12 protein-coding genes and 1 pseudogene are annotated in these 19,702 nt (G+C 67.6%); 7 read left to right on the top strand and 6 right to left on the bottom strand.

Annotated features, from left to right (window positions below; translation table 11 throughout):
* Positions 1 to 131 precede the first annotated feature (131 nt).
* On the bottom strand, positions 132 to 956 hold the full coding sequence (locus IPN92_05975; GenBank protein ID MBK8637845.1) for a DMT family transporter: 825 nt from the start codon (positions 954 to 956) through the stop codon (positions 132 to 134).
* Positions 957 to 1,346: 390 nt separating this feature from the next.
* Here IPN92_05975 and IPN92_05980 point away from each other — a divergent pair, with 390 nt between their 5' ends.
* The 4 genes from IPN92_05980 to IPN92_05995 all read left to right on the top strand — a co-directional run bounded on the left by IPN92_05980 (position 1,347) and on the right by IPN92_05995 (position 4,101).
* A complete protein-coding gene (locus IPN92_05980) occupies positions 1,347 to 1,949 on the top strand; it encodes an OmpA family protein (GenBank protein ID MBK8637846.1) in 603 nt (200 codons plus the stop codon).
* A gap of 140 nt (positions 1,950 to 2,089) precedes the next feature.
* Entirely contained in the window at positions 2,090 to 2,599 is a 510-nt protein-coding gene (locus tag IPN92_05985) for a hemerythrin domain-containing protein (protein ID MBK8637847.1), read from the top strand.
* Positions 2,600 to 2,602: 3 nt separating this feature from the next.
* The gene (locus IPN92_05990; GenBank protein MBK8637848.1) at positions 2,603 to 2,821 is read left to right on the top strand and encodes a DUF2249 domain-containing protein; all 219 of its coding nucleotides are present in this window, start codon (positions 2,603 to 2,605) and stop codon (positions 2,819 to 2,821) included.
* A complete protein-coding gene (locus IPN92_05995) occupies positions 2,818 to 4,101 on the top strand; it encodes a hypothetical protein (protein MBK8637849.1) in 1,284 nt (427 codons plus the stop codon). The genes IPN92_05990 and IPN92_05995 overlap by 4 nt, the downstream gene beginning before the upstream one ends.
* A 99-nt stretch (positions 4,102 to 4,200) precedes the next feature.
* On the opposite strand, the gene IPN92_06000 is transcribed toward IPN92_05995, so the two are convergent.
* Positions 4,201 to 5,118: a sulfite exporter TauE/SafE family protein gene (locus tag IPN92_06000; GenBank protein ID MBK8637850.1), complete on the bottom strand. Its 918-nt coding sequence runs from the start codon at positions 5,116 to 5,118 to the stop codon at positions 4,201 to 4,203.
* A gap of 256 nt (positions 5,119 to 5,374) precedes the next feature.
* Between IPN92_06000 and IPN92_06005 the strand changes: the two genes are divergently transcribed.
* The gene (locus IPN92_06005; GenBank protein MBK8637851.1) at positions 5,375 to 6,934 is read left to right on the top strand and encodes a sigma-54-dependent Fis family transcriptional regulator; all 1,560 of its coding nucleotides are present in this window, start codon (positions 5,375 to 5,377) and stop codon (positions 6,932 to 6,934) included.
* A gap of 68 nt (positions 6,935 to 7,002) precedes the next feature.
* On the opposite strand, the gene purB is transcribed toward IPN92_06005, so the two are convergent.
* Positions 7,003 to 8,370, bottom strand: coding sequence for an adenylosuccinate lyase (gene purB / locus IPN92_06010; protein ID MBK8637852.1), 1,368 nt, complete (start codon positions 8,368 to 8,370; stop codon positions 7,003 to 7,005).
* 377 nt (positions 8,371 to 8,747) lie between these two features.
* Here purB and IPN92_06015 point away from each other — a divergent pair, with 377 nt between their 5' ends.
* Positions 8,748 to 9,101, top strand: a complete 354-nt coding sequence (locus IPN92_06015; protein ID MBK8637853.1) for a hypothetical protein — start codon at positions 8,748 to 8,750, stop codon at positions 9,099 to 9,101.
* Entirely contained in the window at positions 9,098 to 9,520 is a 423-nt protein-coding gene (locus IPN92_06020; GenBank protein ID MBK8637854.1) for an HNH endonuclease, read from the top strand. Before IPN92_06015 ends, IPN92_06020 begins: the two co-directional genes overlap by 4 nt.
* Before the next feature lie 21 nt (positions 9,521 to 9,541).
* Here IPN92_06020 and recD read toward each other — a convergent pair whose 3' ends face one another.
* The 3 genes and pseudogenes from recD to recC all read right to left on the bottom strand — a co-directional run bounded on the left by recD (position 9,542) and on the right by recC (position 19,375).
* Entirely contained in the window at positions 9,542 to 11,764 is a 2,223-nt protein-coding gene (recD, locus tag IPN92_06025; GenBank protein ID MBK8637855.1) for an exodeoxyribonuclease V subunit alpha, read from the bottom strand.
* A pseudogene (gene recB, locus IPN92_06030) lies at positions 11,761 to 15,758 on the bottom strand (exodeoxyribonuclease V subunit beta). The gene recD and the pseudogene recB overlap by 4 nt, the downstream one beginning before the upstream one ends.
* Positions 15,755 to 19,375, bottom strand: a complete 3,621-nt coding sequence (gene recC / locus IPN92_06035) for an exodeoxyribonuclease V subunit gamma (GenBank protein ID MBK8637856.1) — start codon at positions 19,373 to 19,375, stop codon at positions 15,755 to 15,757. The pseudogene recB and the gene recC overlap by 4 nt, the downstream one beginning before the upstream one ends.
* Positions 19,376 to 19,702: the final 327 nt, after the last annotated feature.

Raw genomic sequence — 19,702 nt, forward strand, 5'->3', positions numbered from 1 at the left:
CTCCCGCGATAGGCCGGAGAGTGGCCGGCGCTGGGTATATAAGGAATCGCCGCCAAGGCCATCCCCGGCGGGCGGTTCCGACCCCCCATTTTTTGCCGCGGCCCTGAACCGGATCTCCGCCCCGGGAGCCGTTACCCGCCTGCCAGCAGCCCCGCCAGCAGGATCAGGAGGGAACCTGTCACCTGCCAACTGGTGATGGGCTCCTGCCACAACAGCCAGCCGAAGGCGGCGGCGAAGATGACCGAGAAGTAGCTGAAAATCCCCAGGCGGGCGACGCTGGCCATCGAAAGGCCCTGGGTCAGGCAGACCTGGCCCAGGGTGGAAAAGCTGGCGACGGCCAGCAGCCAGAGAAGATCGCGGGGGGAGGGCGCACTCCAGGACCAGGCCAGGGGTACGCCCGAGAGTAGGGTCCCCGTGAAGGCGAAATAGAAGACGATACGCAGAGTGGGTTCGGTGCCCGAGAGCTGGCGGATGGTGACCTGGACGATGGCGGCGAAAAAACCGCCGAGCAGGGCGATGGCTACGGGGGTGGAAATGCCCCCAAAGCCGGGATGCATGATGACCAGGACGCCGCCAAATCCCAGTGCTACCCCGAGCCAGACCCGTCCCGGCACCGGCTCCTTGAGCCAGAGAAGACCGATGAGGGGGATGTAGAGGGGGGCGCCGAGGAGCAGGACCATGGCCTCCGCCAGGGGCAGGTGCCTGATGGCGTAGTAAAAGCAGTACATGGCCGCCAGTCCGGCGCCGCCGCGCAGCAGGTGCAGATGGGGGACCTGGGTGTGCAGCCTCGGGAGTCCATCCCGGAACAGCCAGGGGGCGAGCAGACCCAGGCTCAGGATGTTGCGAAAAAACACCAGTACCTCGTTGGGCACCCCGTCGGCGAGAAATCGGATCCCAACACCCATTGCGGCAAAGAGAAATTGGCCGCCGATGATGAGGGCGATGCCCAGTGACACGCTTTTCCTGGGCCTGTGAAACCTCATCCGGATCGGCATACGTTGCGATAATGATACAGTATCAAAGCTGTCACGCTCTTCCTGGCATTGTTATAACCAATTAATTCAATAAGTTGCGTATTTGGGGAGTTGGGGGCGTTGCGAATAAGTCTGAAATTGAAAAAGGTTGCACTTTTGTCTGCGGTTTACGCTACAATTAAGAACGACGGACGATTAGTCGCAACAGAGGCGGGTATCCGCGGTTTCGGAGGGCGGCTTCCCGAAAGCTATGCTTAGGGAAAAGGCGGTGGGCGTCGTTGTTGTCATTCGTCTAATATATACTTTCAGGCCTTTGCCGAAACGCCGATTTCTAAACCAAGTCCTTCTAACCTGAACAGAGGATAAGAGAACATGTATAAAGCAACGAAGACCCTTCGCGCCCTTGGGCGCGTGGCGCCGATTGCCCTGGCCGTCGCCATGATGGCGCCTGCCACGCAAGCGGTTGAGCAGCAGGATAGCTTCTGGTTCGCCGCTGGCGACCGTTCCTTCCCCGAGGGCCAACTCTGGGTCAATAGCGCTGGGGAATGCTGGCAGAGTGCCTACCCGGATGGCCCCAAGAACCTGCCCCCTTGTGCCGCCCCCAAGGTGGTGGTTGCCGAGCAGGTCACCGTTCGTCTGAACTTTGAGTTTGACAAGTACGAAGTGCCCAGGTATGTGGTAAACAAGGAAGAGGTTGCCTTGATTGACCAGTACATCCGCGACATCCAGGCGACCCCCGAGACTGAAGTGGTCACCGTCACGGGCCACACCGACGCCGTGGGTTCCGATGCCTACAACATGGCCCTTGGCCAGCGCCGTGCCGACGCGGTTCGCAGCTACATCATTGCCCAGGGCTACCCGTCTCAGAATGTCGCCCCCGCCGAATCCCGCGGCAAGCGCGAACTGTTGCAGGAGTATCCGGCTGATTCGGTCCAGCAGCGTCGTGTCGTGCTGACCAAGACCGACCTCATGTAATGTCTGGTCGCTGCCAAGGCGCCCCTCGGGCGCCTTGGTTTGCACAAAAGCCGGCCCCGGTTCTCGTGGCCGGTTTTTTTATGAACAGCTTTTTTCCTTGAGGCAGGCCTGGGGCCCGTAAAGAGGCGGCAAGCCGCAATATGACTAAGATCAAGGCGATTCCCGGGAGTCTGGGCAACAGTGGCATCCCCTTTCTAAACGAGGATACCGGGATGACCGACTCGATCTCTGCCACCATGACCGCCGATCATCGTCATTGTGATCAATTTCTTGCAGATTTTGAGCAGCGCGCGGCCGCCAGGGACTGGGACCAGGCGGTGGGTGACGGCCAGGGCCTGGTGGCCGCCCTGCTGGACCATTTCGCGCGGGAGGAGCAAAGGCTCTTCCCCGAGTTGTTAGCCGTCGATCCCCGCGCCGGGGGGCCTGTCCATGTCATGACCCTGGAGCATCGGCAGATGCGTGCCCTGCTGGCCGATCTGGAAGGGGCCATCGGCAAGCGCGACGCGGATGAGTGTCTGGGCCTGGTCGAGACCCTGCATTTCCTCATCCAGCAGCATAACGCCAAGGAGGAGGGCATTCTCTACCCCCTTGCCGACCAGGGCCTGGCCTCCCGCGCCGAGGGGCTGCTGGACCAACTCCGGCCCCGCTGAACCATGGATCGGGTCCTGGATGTCAGTCAACTGGAGCCGCCGGAGCCTCTGGAGCGGATCCTGGACGCCCTTGCCGATTTAGGGCATGGAGATCGTCTCGATGTCATCCATCGGCGCCTGCCCTTTCCTCTCTTCGATATGTTGCGCGCCATGGGCCATCGTTGGGAGACGTCCGGGGAGGAAGGTCGCTACCGCATCCTCATCTGGCCGGTGGGCGAATGATCAATACCCGCGGGCTGGCCCTCGACCAGGCACCGCCCTTTCATATCCCGGCTCGCTTCTTCCTCACCGGCCCCCTCTTTGCCATCCTCGCCGGCCTGCTGCTGGTGTGGGAAGGCCCTAGCCTATTGGCCTCGCGCTGGATGCCCGCGGCCCTGGCGGCCGTCCATCTGATCACCTTGGGTTATCTCGGCCAGGTGATGTGCGGCGCCCTCCTGCAGATGCTGCCCGTGGTGGTGGGGGCGCCCGTGCCTGGGGTCCGCTGGGTGGGGGCCTTGACCCACGCCGGCCTGGCCCTGGGTGCCCCGAGCCTGGCCTGGGGCCTCTGGGGTGGCGGCACCCTGGCCCTGGGGGTGGGTGCCAGCGCTAACGCCCTAGCCTTGCTGGTCTTTGTTATCCCGGTAACCCTGGCCCTGGCGCGGTCACGCGGTGACCCCGGGACGCGCCTGGCCCTGCGTGCCGCCGTCCTGGGGCTGGTCATGACGGTGAGCCTGGGCCTGGTCCTTACGGGTACTCTGCTTGGCTGGCTGCGGCTGGCGGCGTTCAACCCCTGGCTCGATGCCCACGCCACCTGGGGACTGCTGGGATGGGTGGGACTGCTGATCCTGGGCGTGGCTGTCCAGGTGATCCCCCTCTTTTATATCACCCCGTCCTATCCCCGGTTCGCCAGAAGCTGGTTGGCCCCTCTGCTCCTGGTCGGGATCGGCCTTGGCAGCCTGGCGGGAATTCTGGGCTGGGACCTGGGTGCCCGGCTGGCCCTGGGCGCGACAGCCCTGGGTTTTGTCCTTTTTGCCCTGCTGACGCTGGGACTGCTGATCAAGCGGGGACGTCGCCGCCTCGATCCCACCCTGCTCCATTGGTGGTCCGCCATGCTCGCCCTGGGTGGGGGCGGGCTGGCCTGGGTCCTGGGCGCGCCGTCGCACCCGATCGGTGTTCTGCTCCTGATGGGTCTGGGGCTGGGCCTGCCCGCGGGTATGTTGTTCAAGATCATGCCTTTCCTGGCCTGGTTCCATCTCCAGCACCGGCAGGTCACCTCGGGCCGTTTTGACCTGCGCCTGCCGCACATGGGCACCCTGCTCCCCATGCCCTGGGCCCGCGTCCAGTTTGGGCTCCACCTGCTAGCACTGCTCTTGATGATGGGAGCCCTCTTCATCCCGGAACTGGCCCGCCCCGCCGGCCTGGCCCTTGCGCTGTCCGCCCTGGTCCTGGAGGGGCTGCTGGTGGGGGTGATGCGTGCCTACCGGCGGGCGGTTCTGGCCTTCGGGGTCTCCCCGGGCGACTGAGGCCGGTTGACCTCGGGGCAGGCGGTCAGGCAGACGGGCGGGTCAGTCCCAGCCTGATGTCCCCGCCGAGGGCGCCTTTATCCCGTCAAACGCGCCAGGTTATCCCAGCAACCGCGCCAGGAGGAGTGCCCCCAGGACCAGGGTGAAAATGCCCACGCCGCGCCGGATCCCGGTCTCCGGCAGATGCTTGACGGTCGCGGTGGCCAGGGGCACGGACAGCAAGGCGCCGGCTACCAGGGGCAGGGTCAGGGACCAGTCGATGCCGCTCTGGAAGTAGAGGTAGGCACCCAGGCCCACGGCGCAGGTGAGGGCCTCCGCCATGGAGGTGATGGCCACCGCCTGGCGCGCCGGGACGCCCGAAACGACTTGTCCCGAGGTCACCAGGGGACCATAACCGCCACCGCTGAGCCCCTTGTTGAAGGCGGCGATCAGACCGATAGCCAGGATGCCACCGGTGTTGTAGCGGAACTGCCGGCGGGCGGTGAGGAGCGTCACCAGACCCATGGTCAAGACGATGATGGCGATCAACAGCGAAAACCATTGAGCCGAGATCTTGACCGCCAGCATGACCGCCACGATGGCGCCCACCGCGCTCAAGAGCCCCAGCAGGCCAAAGGTGCGGCGAGCGGCGGGGTTGGTGCGCAGGTCGATATTGCCGTCGCGATGATGCATGGCCCCGGCGGCAAGGCCGGTTAGCAGCTCCGACAGGAGGACGGCGGGTACGATCTCGAGCGGCGCGTATCCCGCGAGCATCAGGAGCGGTGTCAGGGTTGTGCCATAGCCCATGCCCAGGCTGGAATCCAGATACTCGCAGCCCAGGGCCGCCAGAAAGATCAGCAGCAGGGTCGAGGAGGTCCAGGAGGAGGCGTCCGGGGTGGCTAACCAGCCCAGGTTTTGCATGACCCCCAGGCTGGCGAAGGCGATGATCATCAAGCCGGTCAGGCTAGCCAGGATCAGCAGGCGGCTGCGATGCCACTGGTAAAAGGTCTCAAGGGTGGCAAGGGAGTGGCGGATCATGGTGGGGCTCCGGGTTATGAGGGTTGGTATGTCTAGGCCTACTCAAGAAAGATGCCAATGGGATGGGCCTGGCCGGAATGGAAGATTCATCCATCTGTTTTAATAGGCTTTGTTATAGTTTTTGCTTGGTTTTGCCCCGATGGAAAGGCTCTGATGGGCCGAGGTCACCACCCTCGAACCCCGGGATTTGCATAATCCGTTAAATAAGACGGAAATTCCGGTGAATATGTTGGAATTTCCGTTATACTCCCGGACCATGGATAACCTGACGACGACCCTACTCGGGCTCTGGCGCCTGGCCGCCAGTCATGGCCGGTTGGATGAGGTGATCGAGGAGATTGCCGCGGGCCTGGGCCGCCATGTCATTTTTGAGCGCCTGCTGATCCTGGAGCTAGATCAGGAGCAGGCCCGGTTGAAATCCGCCGCTCAATGCGGCATGACGCCGGCGGGGCCTGGTCAGGGGCTCGACCCCCTGCCGCCCTTCGCCCCCTTGCGTCGCTGGTGCCTTGGTGACGACCTGGTCCAGGGCCGGGCCGAGGATGTCCGCCAGCGGTTGCCGGGTCTGGTGCCGGCGAGTTGGACGGGGGATCTGCTGGCGGTGGGCCTGGCCAGCCAGGGCGAGCCCTTGGGGGCCCTGCTCCTGGGAATGGACGCCGTCGGTGGCCTGGGGTCGCCCCCGGCTCCCCGGCTGCTGGCCCTGCGCGAACCCATCGCCGTGGCCTTGCGCAACCATTTGCGGCTCAAGGAATTGACCGCCCTGCGGGAGGCGGCGGAGGCGGATCGTCGCTCCCTGCTGGCGCGACTCGGTCGCCAGGAGATCACGGACACCCTCATCGGTGGCGGTTCCGGCCTCAGGGAGGTGATGCGCGGCGTCGAATTAGTCGCCCCCGCGACGGCCCCGGTCCTGATTCTCGGGGAGACGGGTTCCGGCAAGGAGGTCATTGCCCGGGCCATTCACGTCCGCTCTTCCCGGGCTCAGGGGCCCTTTCTGCGGGTCAATTGTGGCGCCATACCGCCGGACCTGGTGGACTCGGAGCTCTTCGGCCACGAACGCGGCAGCTTCACCGGTGCCGCCAATCGCCGCCTGGGTTGGTTCGAGCGCGCCGATCGCGGCACCCTCTTTCTCGATGAGATCGGCGAACTGACCCCGGCCATTCAGGTGCGGCTCCTGCGGATTCTGCAGGATGGCACCTTCGAGCGCGTGGGCGGTCAGCACCCCCTGCAGGTCGATGTGCGCCTGATCGCCGCGACCCATCGCGACCTCCAGGCCATGGTACGCGAGGGCGATTTCCGCGAGGATCTCTGGTATCGCATCAACGTCTTCCCCATCCAGCTCCCGGCCTTGCGGGAACGTCCCGAGGACATTCCGACTCTGGCCAACCACTTTGCCCAGCGGGCGGCGGAGCGGCTCGGCCTGGCACCCCGCCTGCCGAGCCCGGCGGACCTGGAACTCCTGCGGGCCTATCCCTGGCCGGGCAATGTGCGCGAACTGGCGTCCGTGATCGAGCGGGCCGCCATCCTCGGCGATGGCCAGCGCCTCGAGGTCGAGCGGGCCCTAGGTGCCGGACCCCTTAGTCCACCGTCGCCAGGGCCAGTCCCGCCGCCTTCCAGCCTCCGGTCCCAGACGATCGAGCCCCTGGAGGTCGTCACCCTGCGTCACATCGAGCGTGCCCTCGCCCAAACCCTGGGGCGGGTGGAAGGACCCTTTGGCGCCGCCCGGCTCCTGGATATCCATCCGGATACCCTGAGGTCCCGGATGCGTAAGCTCGGCATTGAGCCTGGGGCCTTCAGGCCCCGAGGCCTGCCGCCGCCATGAGCCCCGTTCGCCCCGGGCGATAAGGGTCCCTCATGAGCAGGGGGGCCTCCCCGGCGGCCACCCCTTGCTCAGACACCCCGCGCCTGGTCCGCGGCATTGCCAATGTAGGTCTCGGGCGTCAGTTCCCGCAGGCGGGCCTTGGCCTCCTCCGGCATCTCCAGGGCATCAATAAAGCGGGCCAGCTCCTCCCGGCCGATGCGATGCCCGCGGGTGAGTTCCTTGAGCCTTTCGTAGGGCTTGTCGATGCCGTACCGGCGCATCACCGTCTGGATGGGCTCCGCCAGGACCTCCCAGTTGGCGTCGAGATCGGCGGCGAGGCGGGCGGGGTCGGGCTCCAGCTTGGCGATGCCGCGCTGGGCGGACTGGAGGGCGATGCTCAGGTGGGCCAGGCCGACGCCCAGGTTGCGCAGCACCGTGGAGTCCGTCAGGTCCCGCTGCCAGCGGGAGATGGGCAGCTTGCGGGCCAGATGCTCCAGGATGGCGTTGGCCAGGCCCAGGTTGCCCTCGGCGTTCTCGAAGTCGATGGGATTGACCTTGTGGGGCATGGTCGAGGAACCGACTTCCCCGGCGACCGTCCGCTGGCGGAAATAGCCCAGGGAGATGTAGCCCCAGAGGTCGCGGCAGCAATCGATCAGGATGGTATTGAAGCGGGCCAGGGCGTCGAACAGCTCCGCCATGTAGTCGTGGGGCTCGATCTGGGTGGTATAGGGGTTCCAGGTCAGGCCGAAGCCCTCGACGAAGCCCTGGGCCAGGCCGGGCCAATCCAGGTCGGGATAGGCGGCGAGATGGGCGTTGTAATTGCCCACGGCGCCGTTGATCTTGGCCAGCAGGGGGACCTCGGCGATCTGGTCGCGCTGGCGGGCGAGGCGGGCCGCCACATTGGCCAGCTCCTTGCCCAGGGTGGTGGGGGAGGCGGGCTGGCCGTGGGTGCGCGCCAGCATGGGCTGGTCCGCCAACCGGTGCGCCAGGGCGCGGATGGCGGCGATGATCTCGTCCATCCGGGGGAGCAGCACCTGGCCCCGCCCTTCCCGCAGCATGAGGGCATGGGCAAGATTGTTGATGTCCTCCGAGGTACAGGCAAAGTGGATGAACTCGCTGACCGCCTCCAATTCCGCGTTGCCGGCGATGTGTTCCTTGATGAAGTACTCCACCGCCTTGACATCGTGGTTGGTGGTGCGCTCGATGTTCTTGACCCGGCGCCCATCCTCCTCGGAGAAGTTCGCGACGATGCCCTCCAGCAGATGGCGGGTATGAGGAGACAGGGGCGGCACCTCGGGGATGCCGGGGTGCTCGGCGAGGGCCTGGAGCCAGCGGATCTCCACCAGCACCCGGTGCCGGATGAGGCCGAGCTCGCTGAAGATGGGCCTCAGGTCCTCGGTCTTGGCGCCATAGCGGCCATCGATGGGGGACACGGCGGTCAGGGTGGAGAGTTCCATGGCGGGTCTCGTACTCCGGGGGTGGGTGAATCGGTTGGGAAAAGGGTCCAGGATAAGCCCTGCTGCCGGTCTGGCGAGTCGTCGGTTTCGCCCAAGGCGGCCCTGACAGCGGATTATCAGCGTCGATCCGACCCCTTGCCAAGCGAGCAAAGCCCAATAGCCCATGCTCAGAGTACCCTCTGACCCTCGCGGCTTGGCAATTCTGTCGGGGAGACCACGCAAAACCTGGCCCGGCTGTTCCATGAGCGCGATCCAATCCAGGCTCCCGTGGCTGACGCACCCTGCGGCTTCGCCACGACTTGACGAGGAGAATAGTGGGACGAATACTGGGGGGGCCGAGGCTGAAATCGCCAATATTTTCGATCGAGCACCGCATGATGGAACTCACCCTGCAAATCCCCGATGACCTTGCAGCCGAGCTGCGGCCAGGCAAGGGGCGCCTCTCGCGCATCCTGCGTCTTGGCTTACGCGAACTCGACGCCGAGGGAGCTGTCGGATTCGCGGGGCTGGCGGACGTGCTGGAATTCCTCGCCAGTCTGCCCACGCCAGGGCAAATCATGGCGTTACGTCCAAATCAAGCCCTTCAAGTCCAAATTGACCACCTCCTTGAACGTGGCCGTGAAGGCGATCTATCGGACGAGGAGGAACAGCAATGGCGGAACTACCAGTACGTCGAGCATTTGGTTCGTAAGGCGAAGATTCGCGCTGCCCAACGACTTCGTCAGGCGTGAGCCGGACCTTTATCTCCGCTGGTCTGCGGCGGCTGGTCCACAAGCGCGCCGCGGGTCGCTGCGAATACTGCGGGATTTCGGAGACTTTCAGCTTTGCACCGCACCAGATCGATCACATCGTCGCCGAAAAGCACGGTGGCGAGACCAACCTGGACAACCTCGCCCTCTGTTGTACCCTCTGCAACCGCCACAAGGGTAGCGACCTGACGGCCATTGATCCCCAAACCGGCAACATCGTTCTGCTGTTTGATCCCCGGCGCGAGGCTTGGGACACCCATTTCCGCCTCACTTTGGAAGGGCATATCTGGAGCGATACACCCGAAGGCCGAGCAACCATCCGTCTATTACAATTTAATCGCCTTGAGCGCATAGAAGAGCGAAGGCTGCTCATGCTCTCTATACAACCTCTCGGGGCTTGATAGCCGCAGGCCCTCGGATTGTCATGTGCCATCCACCATCAGGCCACTGGCCCGCAGCACCTGGCGCTGAACGGCCTGGGTCAGCACCGCCTCGCCCCCTGGACGGACCAGGGTCAAATAGTTCCGGGCGCGGGTGATGCCGGTGTAGAGCAGCTCCCGGGTCAGGATCGGACTCGGGTGCTCGGGCAGGACCAGGGCGACATGGGTGAATTCCGAACCCTGGGATTTATGCACCGTAAGGGCATAGACGGTCTCCACTGCCTGGAGGCGGCTGGGAAGTACCCAGCGGATGCCGTCCTGGCCATCGCCCGCGGGGAAGGCCACGCGCGGGATTGCCGGCTGCCCCGGCTGCCCGGGGTGGGCCAGGGTGACGCCGATGTCCCCATTCATCAGGCCCAGACCATAGTCGTTGCGGGTAACCAGTACCGGACGCCCCAGATACCAACCCCGGCTCGCCTCGATAAGCCCAGCTTCCTGGAGGGCTTGGGCGATACCCTGATTCAGTCCCTCGACGCCCCAGGGGCCACGACGCAGGGCGCACAGCACCTGGAATTGACCTTGGGCCTTGAGGACCGCTCGCGCCCAGGCATCGAAGGCGTCGGCATCCGCATCCGGGGCGGGGTGACCCTGGCGCAGGATCGCGAGGTAATGGCGGTACCCCACCCGTGGCGGGGGCGCCCCAGAGGCCGGGGTTGGGCCCGCGGCGGCTAGCCGCCCGTCCCGGACGAGGGACCTCAAGCCTGGGTCTTCCCGGTTCTCGACCACAGCCAGGGCGAGATCCGGATGGTCATGGGTCCAGATATCCAGAACCGCGGCGTTGTCGCCCGCATTGACCGCCGCGGCCAGTTGGCCGATGCCGCTGTCCGCGGCGAAGCGATGGCTGTGGCGCAGCATGACGATGGCCTGATCGAGAGGGCGCCCGGCGGGGTCGATCAGGGCCGGGTCGAGCCTCTCCCCGGTCGCGGCCGCCAGCCAGTCGTGGCTGTCCGGGGTGTAATGACCCTCGCCCGCGCGCTGGCAGAGTTGGCCGAGCACGGCGCCGGCCTCCACCGAGGCAAGTTGGTCTTTGTCCCCCAGCAGGATGAGGCGGGCGCTCGGCGGCAGGGCGGCGAGGACGGCGGCCATCATCTCCAGATCGATCATGGAGGCCTCGTCGATGACCAGCACATCCAGGGCCAGGGGGTTGCCGGCGTGGTAGCGCAGGCGACGGGTATCGGGACGACTGCCCAGCAGGCGGTGCAGGGTGGTGACGGTGACGGGAATGGTGGCGCGCACCGCCGCGCCATTGGCGAGTCCCGCCAGGGGCAGGCGGGCGACGGCCCCGGCGATCGATTCATTCAGGCGCGCGGCGGCCTTGCCGGTGGGAGCGGCCAGGCGGATACGCAGGGGCCGGGGCGGCTTGCCGGGGCTGGGGGCCGCCAGGGCCAGGGCCTGCAGCAGGGCCAGGAGTCGGACCACCGTCGTGGTCTTGCCGGTCCCCGGACCACCGGTGATGATGCCGAAGGCGCGGGGGGCGGCCAGGGCGCAGGCGAGCTTCTGCCAATCGGGTCGGATGGGCGCGGGTGGGAAGAGGACCGCCAGGGTCTGGCGCAGGGCCTCCATTGGCAGAGCCGCTCCTGGCGTGGGGTCAGGTGCCAGGCGCGCCTGAATGCCCGCGCTCACCGCCTGCTCGTATTGCCAATAGCGGCGCAGATAAAGGCGCGGGCCGACCAGCACCAATGGCGTCGCCCCGGCGCCCGGACCGACCAGCTCGGGGTGGCGCAGGGCGGTCTGCCAGGCGCTCAGGCTCAGGCCCTCCAAGACCTCGGCGGGGCGGGGCGTGGGCTGGTAATCGGGTCGATCCGCCCCGTCGGGGGGCAGGGACAGGGCGAAGGCCGGATCACTCAGGGTCGCCGCCAGGTCCAGGCCGGCATGGCCGCGCCCGAGCTGGTGACTGGTCAGGGCGGCCGCCAGAATCAGGAGCGGCGGCGCGTCCGGCGCCTCTTCCCGGAGAAAGGCGGCGAAGGCGACATCCAGGGGGCGCAGCCAGTCACGCTCGGCCCAGCGGGCCAGGAGGCGGCGTAACTGCTGATGGCCCTCGGGACCGGCGATCAGGGCGGCGGGGCCCCGAGGGGAGTCGCCGGATGGCGGGGTGTCGCGGGTCAGGGCCGGCTGGCCCTGGGCATCGGGGCTGGCGGGGCGCGGGGGACTGGCGCTCTGGGCCAGGACGCTTGATTCATTGAGACTCGGGGCAGGGGCGCTCATGCCGTCACCTCCTGGGTGGCGCCGGTGAAAAGGCGGTCAAGGTCCTCGATCAGCCGCCGGGGCGGGCGCTCAAAGTGCAGGCCCTGGCTCGGTGCCGCGAGACCCCGCAGGAAGAGATAGACGGCGCCGCCGACGTGGCGGTCGTAGTCATAGTCCGGCAGGCGCGCCTGGAGCAGGCGATGCAGGGCCAGCAGATAAAGGACGTACTGCAGCTCGTAGCGGGCATGCAGGATCTCGGCGCGCATGGCCTCGGGGGTGTAGGCGGTGGCGTCGAGGCCGAGCCAGTTGGATTTGTAGTCGGCGACGTAGTAACGGCCCTGATGTTCGAAGACCAGGTCCATGAAGCCCTTGAGCATGCCGTTGAGCAGGTTGGTGGCCAGCGCCGGGCGCGGTGCCCCGCCCAAGGTGTGGGCGCTGACCCCTTGGTCGATCACCTGAGTATCGACGCGGTGGGCGGCGAGCCAGAACTCCATCTCGGGGACGTAGCAGGTCAGGTCGGCGAGGCTGATCGAGAGGGGCTTGGCGTCCCCCAGGGCTGGCAGGTGCAGGGGCTGGGTGATGAGCTTTAGCAGCCAGGCCGTCAGGGGTTCGATCCAGGCCTCCCAGCCCCGCGATTGACAACGCCGCGCCACCATGTCGCGCAGCCGGCCCGGGTCCGCCGCGATCGCGGCGAAGCCCTGGGTCGCCGCCCATTCGAGTAGGTCGTGGAGGAAGGTGCCGGCCTCGGGCCCACGGGGAAAGGCATGGGGGGAGCCGGGGGCGGGCGTCGTTCGCGGGCTGGCCGGGATCGCGGTGGTCCTTTGACGGGCGGGAATCACCGCGGGTTCCTGGCCCGCCGGGAACCCCTGATCCAGGGGGATCTCGGCCCGGTCTGGCGGGGTTGCTAGCGGGGCCAGGACCTCGGTTACCATCGTCCGCGCGGCCTGCATCTCCAGGAAGCGCTCCTCGGTCGGGGTCTCGGCGGCCCGGGCGGCACCGCCATCCGTATCCCAACCGGCATCGCCCTGGACACCCCCCACCGCCACGCCGCCCGCCAGGGTGCGGCTGATGGCCGAGTAGCTGGCGATCCACCAGGGCTCGCGCACGACCTGGCGCGAAGCGCGGGCGGTCCCCAGCACGGCGGTTGCCGCCAAGGCCCGGAACCTTTGCTCTGTCGGTATGGGCGCCGGGATCAGGGCGATGTCGTCGCATTCCCCGCGCCAGGCCACCAGCGCCGCCTCCAGATCCGTCGGCGCCAGCGGCTCCCCGCCCCCCAGCAGATAACCAAAGGCCCCTTGTTCCAGGCCATTGATGGGCGCCAAGCCAACCCAGGTGGCATAACGCGACCGGGTCAGGGCGACATAGAGCTTGCGCAGGTCCTCCCCTAGGCGCTCGTGGTTGGCCCTCGCCACGACCTCGCCCTGGGCGGCGAGTGACAGTTGCGCTTCGCCCTGGTCGTCATGCCATTTGAGCGGCAGGTCCGTTTCCTTGACGGGCCGATAGTCCGCGGCGAAGGGCAGGAAGACCAGCGGGTATTCCAGCCCCTTGGACTTGTGCACCGTCACCACCCGCACCAGGTCGGCGTCCGTCTCCAGGCGTATGAGCCGCGCATCGCTCCCCGAACTCTGCACCGCCTCCTGGCACTCCTCCGCCAGATAGCGCATGAGGGCATGCTCGCCATCCAGCAGACCGCTGGCCTGTTGCAGCAGTTCGGCCAGGTGCAGCAGATCGGTGAGGACCCGCTCGCCAGGGTCGATCCCGCCCAGCAATCTGGCCGGGACCCGGAAATCGTTGATCAGCCCCCGCAACATCGGCAGCACCCCCTGGCGACGCCAGAGGTCGCGGTAGCCACGAAACTGGAGCACGCGCCCCTCCAGGGCCAGTTCGTCCTGATTGAGTTGGTCTAATTCGGCCCAGCTCAGGCCGAGGGTCTGGGTCGCCAGGGCGGCGCGCACCCGGCGGGTGTCGTCGGGATCGGCGCAGGCGGCCAGCCAATGCTGGAGCTCCCGGGCCTGGGGGCTCTGGAAGACCGAATCCTGGTCGGAGAGATAGACGCTGCGCACCCCGCGGCGGGCCAGTGCCTGGCGGATGAGGTCGGCCTCCGCGCGCTTGTTGACCAGCACCGCCAGATCCGCCGGGCGTAGTGGCCGGAGTTGGCTGGGCGCGCCGGTCGGTACGAACCCCACCCGACCCGCCGCGCCCCCCTCCAGGAGCCGCGTCATCTCGCTGGCGCAGGTCTCGGCGATCTGGTCGCGGTAAGCCTCTTTAGCGAGGGGTTTGCCCGAGTCCGGGGGTGGCAACCACCAGACCGTGAGCGCGGGTAGGGCGTGGCCATCGGCCTGGAGGGCGTCGGAGCGCCCCTGGGCCTCCGCCGCGTTGAAGGGCACCGGATTCTCCGTCTCCTGGCGAAAGAGGAAGGCCCCCTGGCCGGTCGGGCGCTCCTCGCCGGCCTGAAAGCAGCGGTTGGTGGCCCGCACCATGGCCTGGGTGGCGCGGTAGTTTTTCCCGAGGGTGTGGAGTCGTCCGGCGCAGGCCTGCCGCGCCTGGAGGTAGGTGAAAATATCCGCCCCCCGGAAGGCATAGATGGCCTGCTTGGGGTCGCCGATGAGGATCAGGGCGGTGGCGGCATCGTTGCTGGCCACCCGATAGACGGCATCGAAGATGCGGTACTGCACCGGGTCCGTGTCCTGGAATTCGTCGATCAGGGCGACCGGGAACTGGCGCCGGATGGTCGCGGCGAGGCGCTCGCCATGGGGGCCCTGGAGGGCGGCGTCGAGCCGGGTCAGGAGGTCGTTGAAGCCCATCTGGGCGCGGCGGGCCTGCTCGGCGGCAAAGCGCCGGTGGACCCAGCGGGCGGCGTGACAGAGGATGGCGTCACGGGCATCCGGGAGCTGGTTGAGGTCATCCTGAAGGGTGACCATGGCCTCCAGGGCGGGGTGCGCGGGGGAGGTGCCCTGGAGCCAGGCCTCCCGGAGGCCTTGGGGGGTCAGGCGTCGCCAAGCCGTGCTCTTGGCATCCAGGTCCGGCCAAACGGCTTGCGGGTCCTGGGTCCAGTCCCGCAGGGCCTGTAACCAGGCATGGTAGAAGCGCGCTTGCAGCATGCGGCCGTTCACCGCCGCGCGGCGACGGCCCCATCGAGCAATTGCCGCAACTCATCCACCCAAGGGGTTTCCCCATCGATCCAGGGGGCCTTGATCTCGGCCAGGCGAGAGAGCCGCTTCGCGCGCGCGGCGCTGAGCGAGCGCCCCGGCTCGGGCGGGTCATCCAGGCGATCGGCATGCTCGACCAGCCCCTCTAGCCCCTTTTCCAGGGCCGCGGGGTCTGGCCACCAGCGCCGGACCTCGACGACCGATTCGGCGTCGAGGGGCACCATGAAGGTGCGCCAGTAGTCGCGGACCACCTCGGCGCGGAGTTCGCTCTGGTCGGTCTCCAGGGTCTGGGTGAAGAGGCTGCCGCTGTCGAAGGCGTGCTCGCGCAGCATGCGGTTGCACCAGGCGTGGATGGTGGAAACAGCCGCCTCGTCCATCCACTCGGCCGCCAATTGCAGCCGGTGGGCGCAACCTGGCCATTGCTCCGGGGGATACTCAAGTCGCAGGTCGTGGAGCAGGTCCTCTCCGGCGGGACGCGCGGGGACGTGGGCCGCCTCAGCGCGGAAATAGCCGGCGGCCTCGGTCAGACGGGAGCGGATGCGGTCGCGCAACTCCTGGGTGGCGGCCTCGGTGAAGGTGACGACCAGGATCTCCGGTGGCGTCAAACCAGGGTGGGAGGTCACATTTGCGGCTGGTTCAACCAGGGCTTCGGCCTCCCCTGGCTGATCAGGGCACTCATCCCTCGGCGCTGGCCGATGGCCCAGCACCAGGCGCACGAAGAGGGTGGCGATAGTGAATGTCTTGCCCGTGCCGGCGCTGGCCTCGATGAGGCGGCTCCCCTGGAGGGGGAACCGCAGGGGGTCGAGGGTCGCGGGGCTGGCCGGGTCCGCCGCTGGCGGGGGGGGTGGGTATGTCGTGCCGTTCATGCCGTGGCTCCCGTGGGCTGGGTGGGGTCGGTCGGTGGGGGCTGGTCCTTGGGGGGGTGGAGCGCGGCATACAGCGGGCGCAACAGGGTCTCGGCCCAGGTGGCAAACTCGCCTCGGGCGGCGAAAGCGCCGAAATCCGGATAAACCCGCGCTAGATAGGGGTCGGTCTCGACCTCGCCTCTTCGCTGATAGCCCCCTTCGTAGGCCTCACGCACGGCGCCGTCCTTTTCCCCTCTCAGCCAGGCGAAGGCGGTCTTGGTGGCCAGTGGCAGGGGCCGACACATGCCGGCGTGCCAGGCCGCCATCAGGGTAGTGAAGTGCCCACGCGCCTGCTCCGGGTCGAGGGGCGCCAGGGTGACATCGCCGACCTTGCTGAGGATGGTCGTGGTCAGGGGCTCCCCCCCCAGGTGCCCGGCGAGATGGTCCACCCAGTGGCGGATGAGCTTGTCCCCCCGGTATTGCCGGCCGAGCACCACATCGCTGATCTCCAGCACCACCCGGCCCCGCTCGCCGGCCGCATCGAGCCGGATGGCGCTCAGCCAGTCCGCCAACTCCAGGGTCTGGCCCTCGACCTGGATCGCGAACTGGACGGCCTCTTCCGCCTCGACCAGCCGCGGCCAGCGTGAGAGTGCCTCCTGGTAGCGCTGGAAGAGATCGGTCATGGGTGCCGCCAACTCCTCGGCGAGGGCCTCGCCAAAGGCGCCGGGGGCCAGTGCGCCCCGCCGCTGGATGCGCGCCAGCCGCTCCGTCCGCACCTGCTCGATCGCTTCACCCCGGTCCACCGCCCGGGCCTGGACGCGGATCAGCTCGTTGTTGAGCTGCCAGCGCTGGAGGGGGTTGAGGGCGAAGGGCTCCTGATCATCGCCGGCCGGGTCTTCCAGCTCGAAGGCCACCTTGAGCCGCTGCTGGAAAAAGGCCTTGACCGGGGCCTTCAGAAAGTCGGCCAAATCGCGGAGGGTCAGGGGCTCCTCGGGCTCCAGGGGGGGCAAGGGCGGTTCCCCTGGCCCCACGGCTGCCGTCGCGGCCCATAAATCCGTGGGGGGGCGCCACTCCTGGGCGTAGCTGAACCAGGGAGAGGCATCCGGGTCCGCAGGGAAATAGCGGGGACTGAAGGGCTGGAGGGGATGTATCCAGGTGAGGGCGTTCACCAAGGCCGTCGATGCCTTCCTATCGGCATCCGGGTCCCCGGTCTCCGCCTGGCCATCCAGCCGCCATCCAGCGGTCAGGTGATCGCGCAACTGGCCCACCAATACCGAGGGCGGGCGTTCGCTGTTGTCGGTGATGCTGCGTCCGACCCAGGATACATGGAGCCGGTCCCGCGCCGAGAGCAGGGCCTCGAGAAAGAGGTAGCGGTCGTCCTCCCGGCGCGAACGGTCGCCAGGTCGGTAGTCCCGGCCCATGAGATCGAAATCCATGGGCTGGCGCTGGCGGGGGTAGTCGCCGTCATTCATGCCCAACAGGCAGACCTGGCGGAAGGGGATGGCGCGCATGGGCATGAGGGTGGCGAAGGTGACGGCCCCGGCGAAGAAACGCTGGGAGAGGCCCCCCTCGTCGAGCCGGGACAGCCAATGCTCGCCGACGATGGACAGGGGGAGCGGCTCGGTCAAGCCCGCCTCGTCGCAGACCTCTCGCCACTGGTCGAGGGCGGTTTCGAGCTGGAGCTGGGTAAAGGCGTCGTGGCTGTCCTCGGGGGCCAGGAAATCCGCCAGCAGGGTGCGCAGGCGGGTGCACCAGTCGGCGACGGTGGCGGGCTCTTGCAGTTGCCGCCAGGTCCTGTCCAGCGTGTCGAGGAGTTGCGCCAGGGGCCCGAGCAGGGCGGCATCCAGCCCGCCGATTTCATCAAAAGGTTCGATGTCCCGCCAGGCCTGGGCATCCTGGCCCACGGCATAGCCCAACATCATGCGGCGCAGGCCAAAACGCCAGGTGTGCTGGGTGGTGGCTTCCGGTCGGACCGGCAGGTCCAGGCTGGCGCGTTGTTCGGCGTGGAGGCCCCAGCGGATGTTGGCCCCCCGCAGCCAACGCTGGAGGCGCGGCAATTCGTCCTCGCCCACACCGAACCGGCGGCGCAGGGCCGGGACCTCGAGGAGATCGAGCAGGTCGCTCACCGCCAGGCGGGATTGGGGCAGGGCGAGCAGGGTCGCCAGGGCCTGCACCAGGGGGTCGGTGGCCCGCCGGCCCTGGTCGGCGAGGCTGAAGGGGATATAGCGGGGGTCCTGGTGGTCCACCAGCCCGAACACCGCCTGAATATGGGGGGCATAGGTGTCGATGTCCGGAACCATGACGATGATGTCGCGCGGCGTCAGGGTCGGGTCGGCATTGAAGGCGGCGAGCAACTGGTCGTGGAGGATCTCGACCTCGCGCTGGGGGCCGTGGGCGAGGTGGAAGCGGATGGAGCCATCCGCCTGGGGGTTCACCGGCGGCCAGAGCGCGCGGGTTTCAGCCAGGGGGCGCAGGTCGCGGATATCGTCCTGGAGTTGCGCCAGCAGGGTGGGGACCTGATGGGGATCGGCATTGGACTGGAAGAGATCAATGCGCTGGCCGATGGCCTGGAAATGGTCTTGATAGGCGGTCCGCGTCGTCTCCTCGTCATGCTCGTCGAGCAGGCTGATGAAGTCCCGCCCCTGCTTGCCCCAGGCCGCCAGCAGGGGGTGGGCGTGCAGGTGCATGGCCGCGGCCGACAGGTCCGCCGGCCGGCCGTTACGGCGGTGCTGGCGGTTACGCTCCGCCCGCAGCAGGTCCTGATCCGCGACGATGTCGGCCCAAAAGTGTTCGCAGGGGTTATGGACGCACATCAGGACCTGGGTCCAGCACGCCAGGGCCGCCAGCACTTCCAGGGCCTGGCGGGGCAGGCTGGAGATGCCGAAAATCAGCAGCCGGCGCGGCAGGCCGGGGGGGCGCTCCTCCCCCGGCCAGTCCCGGGCGCGATCCAGGAAGGCCGCGTGGACGCTGGCGCGGCTGGTCTGGGCGCCTGGCCCCCGCTGGCCCGCGTCCGTGGGAGTGTCCCGGTCCGTGGGGTCGCCCGGGCCCGCCGCGACATCCGCCAGCAGGTCGCGCCAGAGACAGGCCTGCCAGCGCTGCTCCTCCGGCAAGGGGGAGCACTTGTCGCGGGCATCGATCAGGACGTCCTCCCCCCGAGCCCAGGCCGCCAGCCAGTCAGCGCGATAGACCTGATACTGGTCAAAGAGATCCGCCAGTCGCTCGGCGAGCTGAAAGCGCTTGCGCAGGTCGGCGTCCTGGCTTAGGAAGCGGGCCAGGGGCCCATACTCGGGCCGGGCCATGGCCTTCGGCAGCAGACGCATGAGGCGCCAGACCAGGCGCGACTTATCGAAAGGCGAGGCTTCCGGTACCGCCTCGGGACCCAGCACCGCCCGATAGACCCGCCACAGAAAGCGGGACGGCAGGGAGATCTCCAGCGCCGCCGCGATGCCAAGACCGCCACCCCCCGCCGCGCCCTTGCCATCGGTGGCATCGGCCGCCAGCGCCAGCTTGAGCCACTGGGCGATACCGTTGCTCTGGGCCAGGATGATCTCCGGTTCGAGGGGCGCCAGGGGGTAGCGCCGCATCCAGGTGACGAGGAGGTCCCGCAAGGTCTCGGGCTGGTTGCCGTGGACGAGCATCAGGCCGGGGGTGAGGGGGGTGGCGGTCACATGGGGCTCCTGGCGCGAAGGGGCGGTGGGGAAGGCAGAGGTCAAGATTAACACCAGCCGCTGACAGAGGGTGTCGCACTCCGCTGGACCCTCGGGCGGACCCCCGAACAGGATGGCGGGCCGCCCCTATAATGTCACCCGGCACCGCAATCCTGGCCAGGCAGGGCCAAGCGCTGCCCCCCCCAGATCGGTGGCCGCCATCGGTCAGCCCATGACGTATCCGTCGGGTGTAATCCCCATCCCAACACCAAGAAGAGGATAGGCCTATGTTCCGCCCCTACCGCCCCCGCTGCGCGC

It is taken from the genome of Chromatiaceae bacterium, assembly GCA_016714645.1.
In the GTDB taxonomy this organism is placed as follows: Bacteria; Pseudomonadota; Gammaproteobacteria; order Chromatiales; family Chromatiaceae; genus M0108.

What these genes read in the sequence shown, in the direction of transcription:
- IPN92_05980 (MBK8637846.1), top strand. Translation starts at nt 1,347, where the DNA reads ATGTATAAAGCAACGAAGACCCTTCGCGCCCTTGGGCGCGTGGCGCCG.
- IPN92_05985 (MBK8637847.1), top strand. Translation starts at nt 2,090, where the DNA reads ATGACTAAGATCAAGGCGATTCCCGGGAGTCTGGGCAACAGTGGCATC.
- IPN92_05990 (MBK8637848.1), top strand. Translation starts at nt 2,603, where the DNA reads ATGGATCGGGTCCTGGATGTCAGTCAACTGGAGCCGCCGGAGCCTCTG.
- IPN92_05995 (MBK8637849.1), top strand. Translation starts at nt 2,818, where the DNA reads ATGATCAATACCCGCGGGCTGGCCCTCGACCAGGCACCGCCCTTTCAT.
- IPN92_06000 (MBK8637850.1), bottom strand. Translation starts at nt 5,118, where the DNA reads ATGATCCGCCACTCCCTTGCCACCCTTGAGACCTTTTACCAGTGGCAT.
- IPN92_06005 (MBK8637851.1), top strand. Translation starts at nt 5,375, where the DNA reads ATGGATAACCTGACGACGACCCTACTCGGGCTCTGGCGCCTGGCCGCC.
- purB (MBK8637852.1), bottom strand. Translation starts at nt 8,370, where the DNA reads ATGGAACTCTCCACCCTGACCGCCGTGTCCCCCATCGATGGCCGCTAT.
- IPN92_06015 (MBK8637853.1), top strand. Translation starts at nt 8,748, where the DNA reads ATGGAACTCACCCTGCAAATCCCCGATGACCTTGCAGCCGAGCTGCGG.
- recD (MBK8637855.1), bottom strand. Translation starts at nt 11,764, where the DNA reads ATGAGCGCCCCTGCCCCGAGTCTCAATGAATCAAGCGTCCTGGCCCAG.
- recC (MBK8637856.1), bottom strand. Translation starts at nt 19,375, where the DNA reads ATGCTCGTCCACGGCAACCAGCCCGAGACCTTGCGGGACCTCCTCGTC.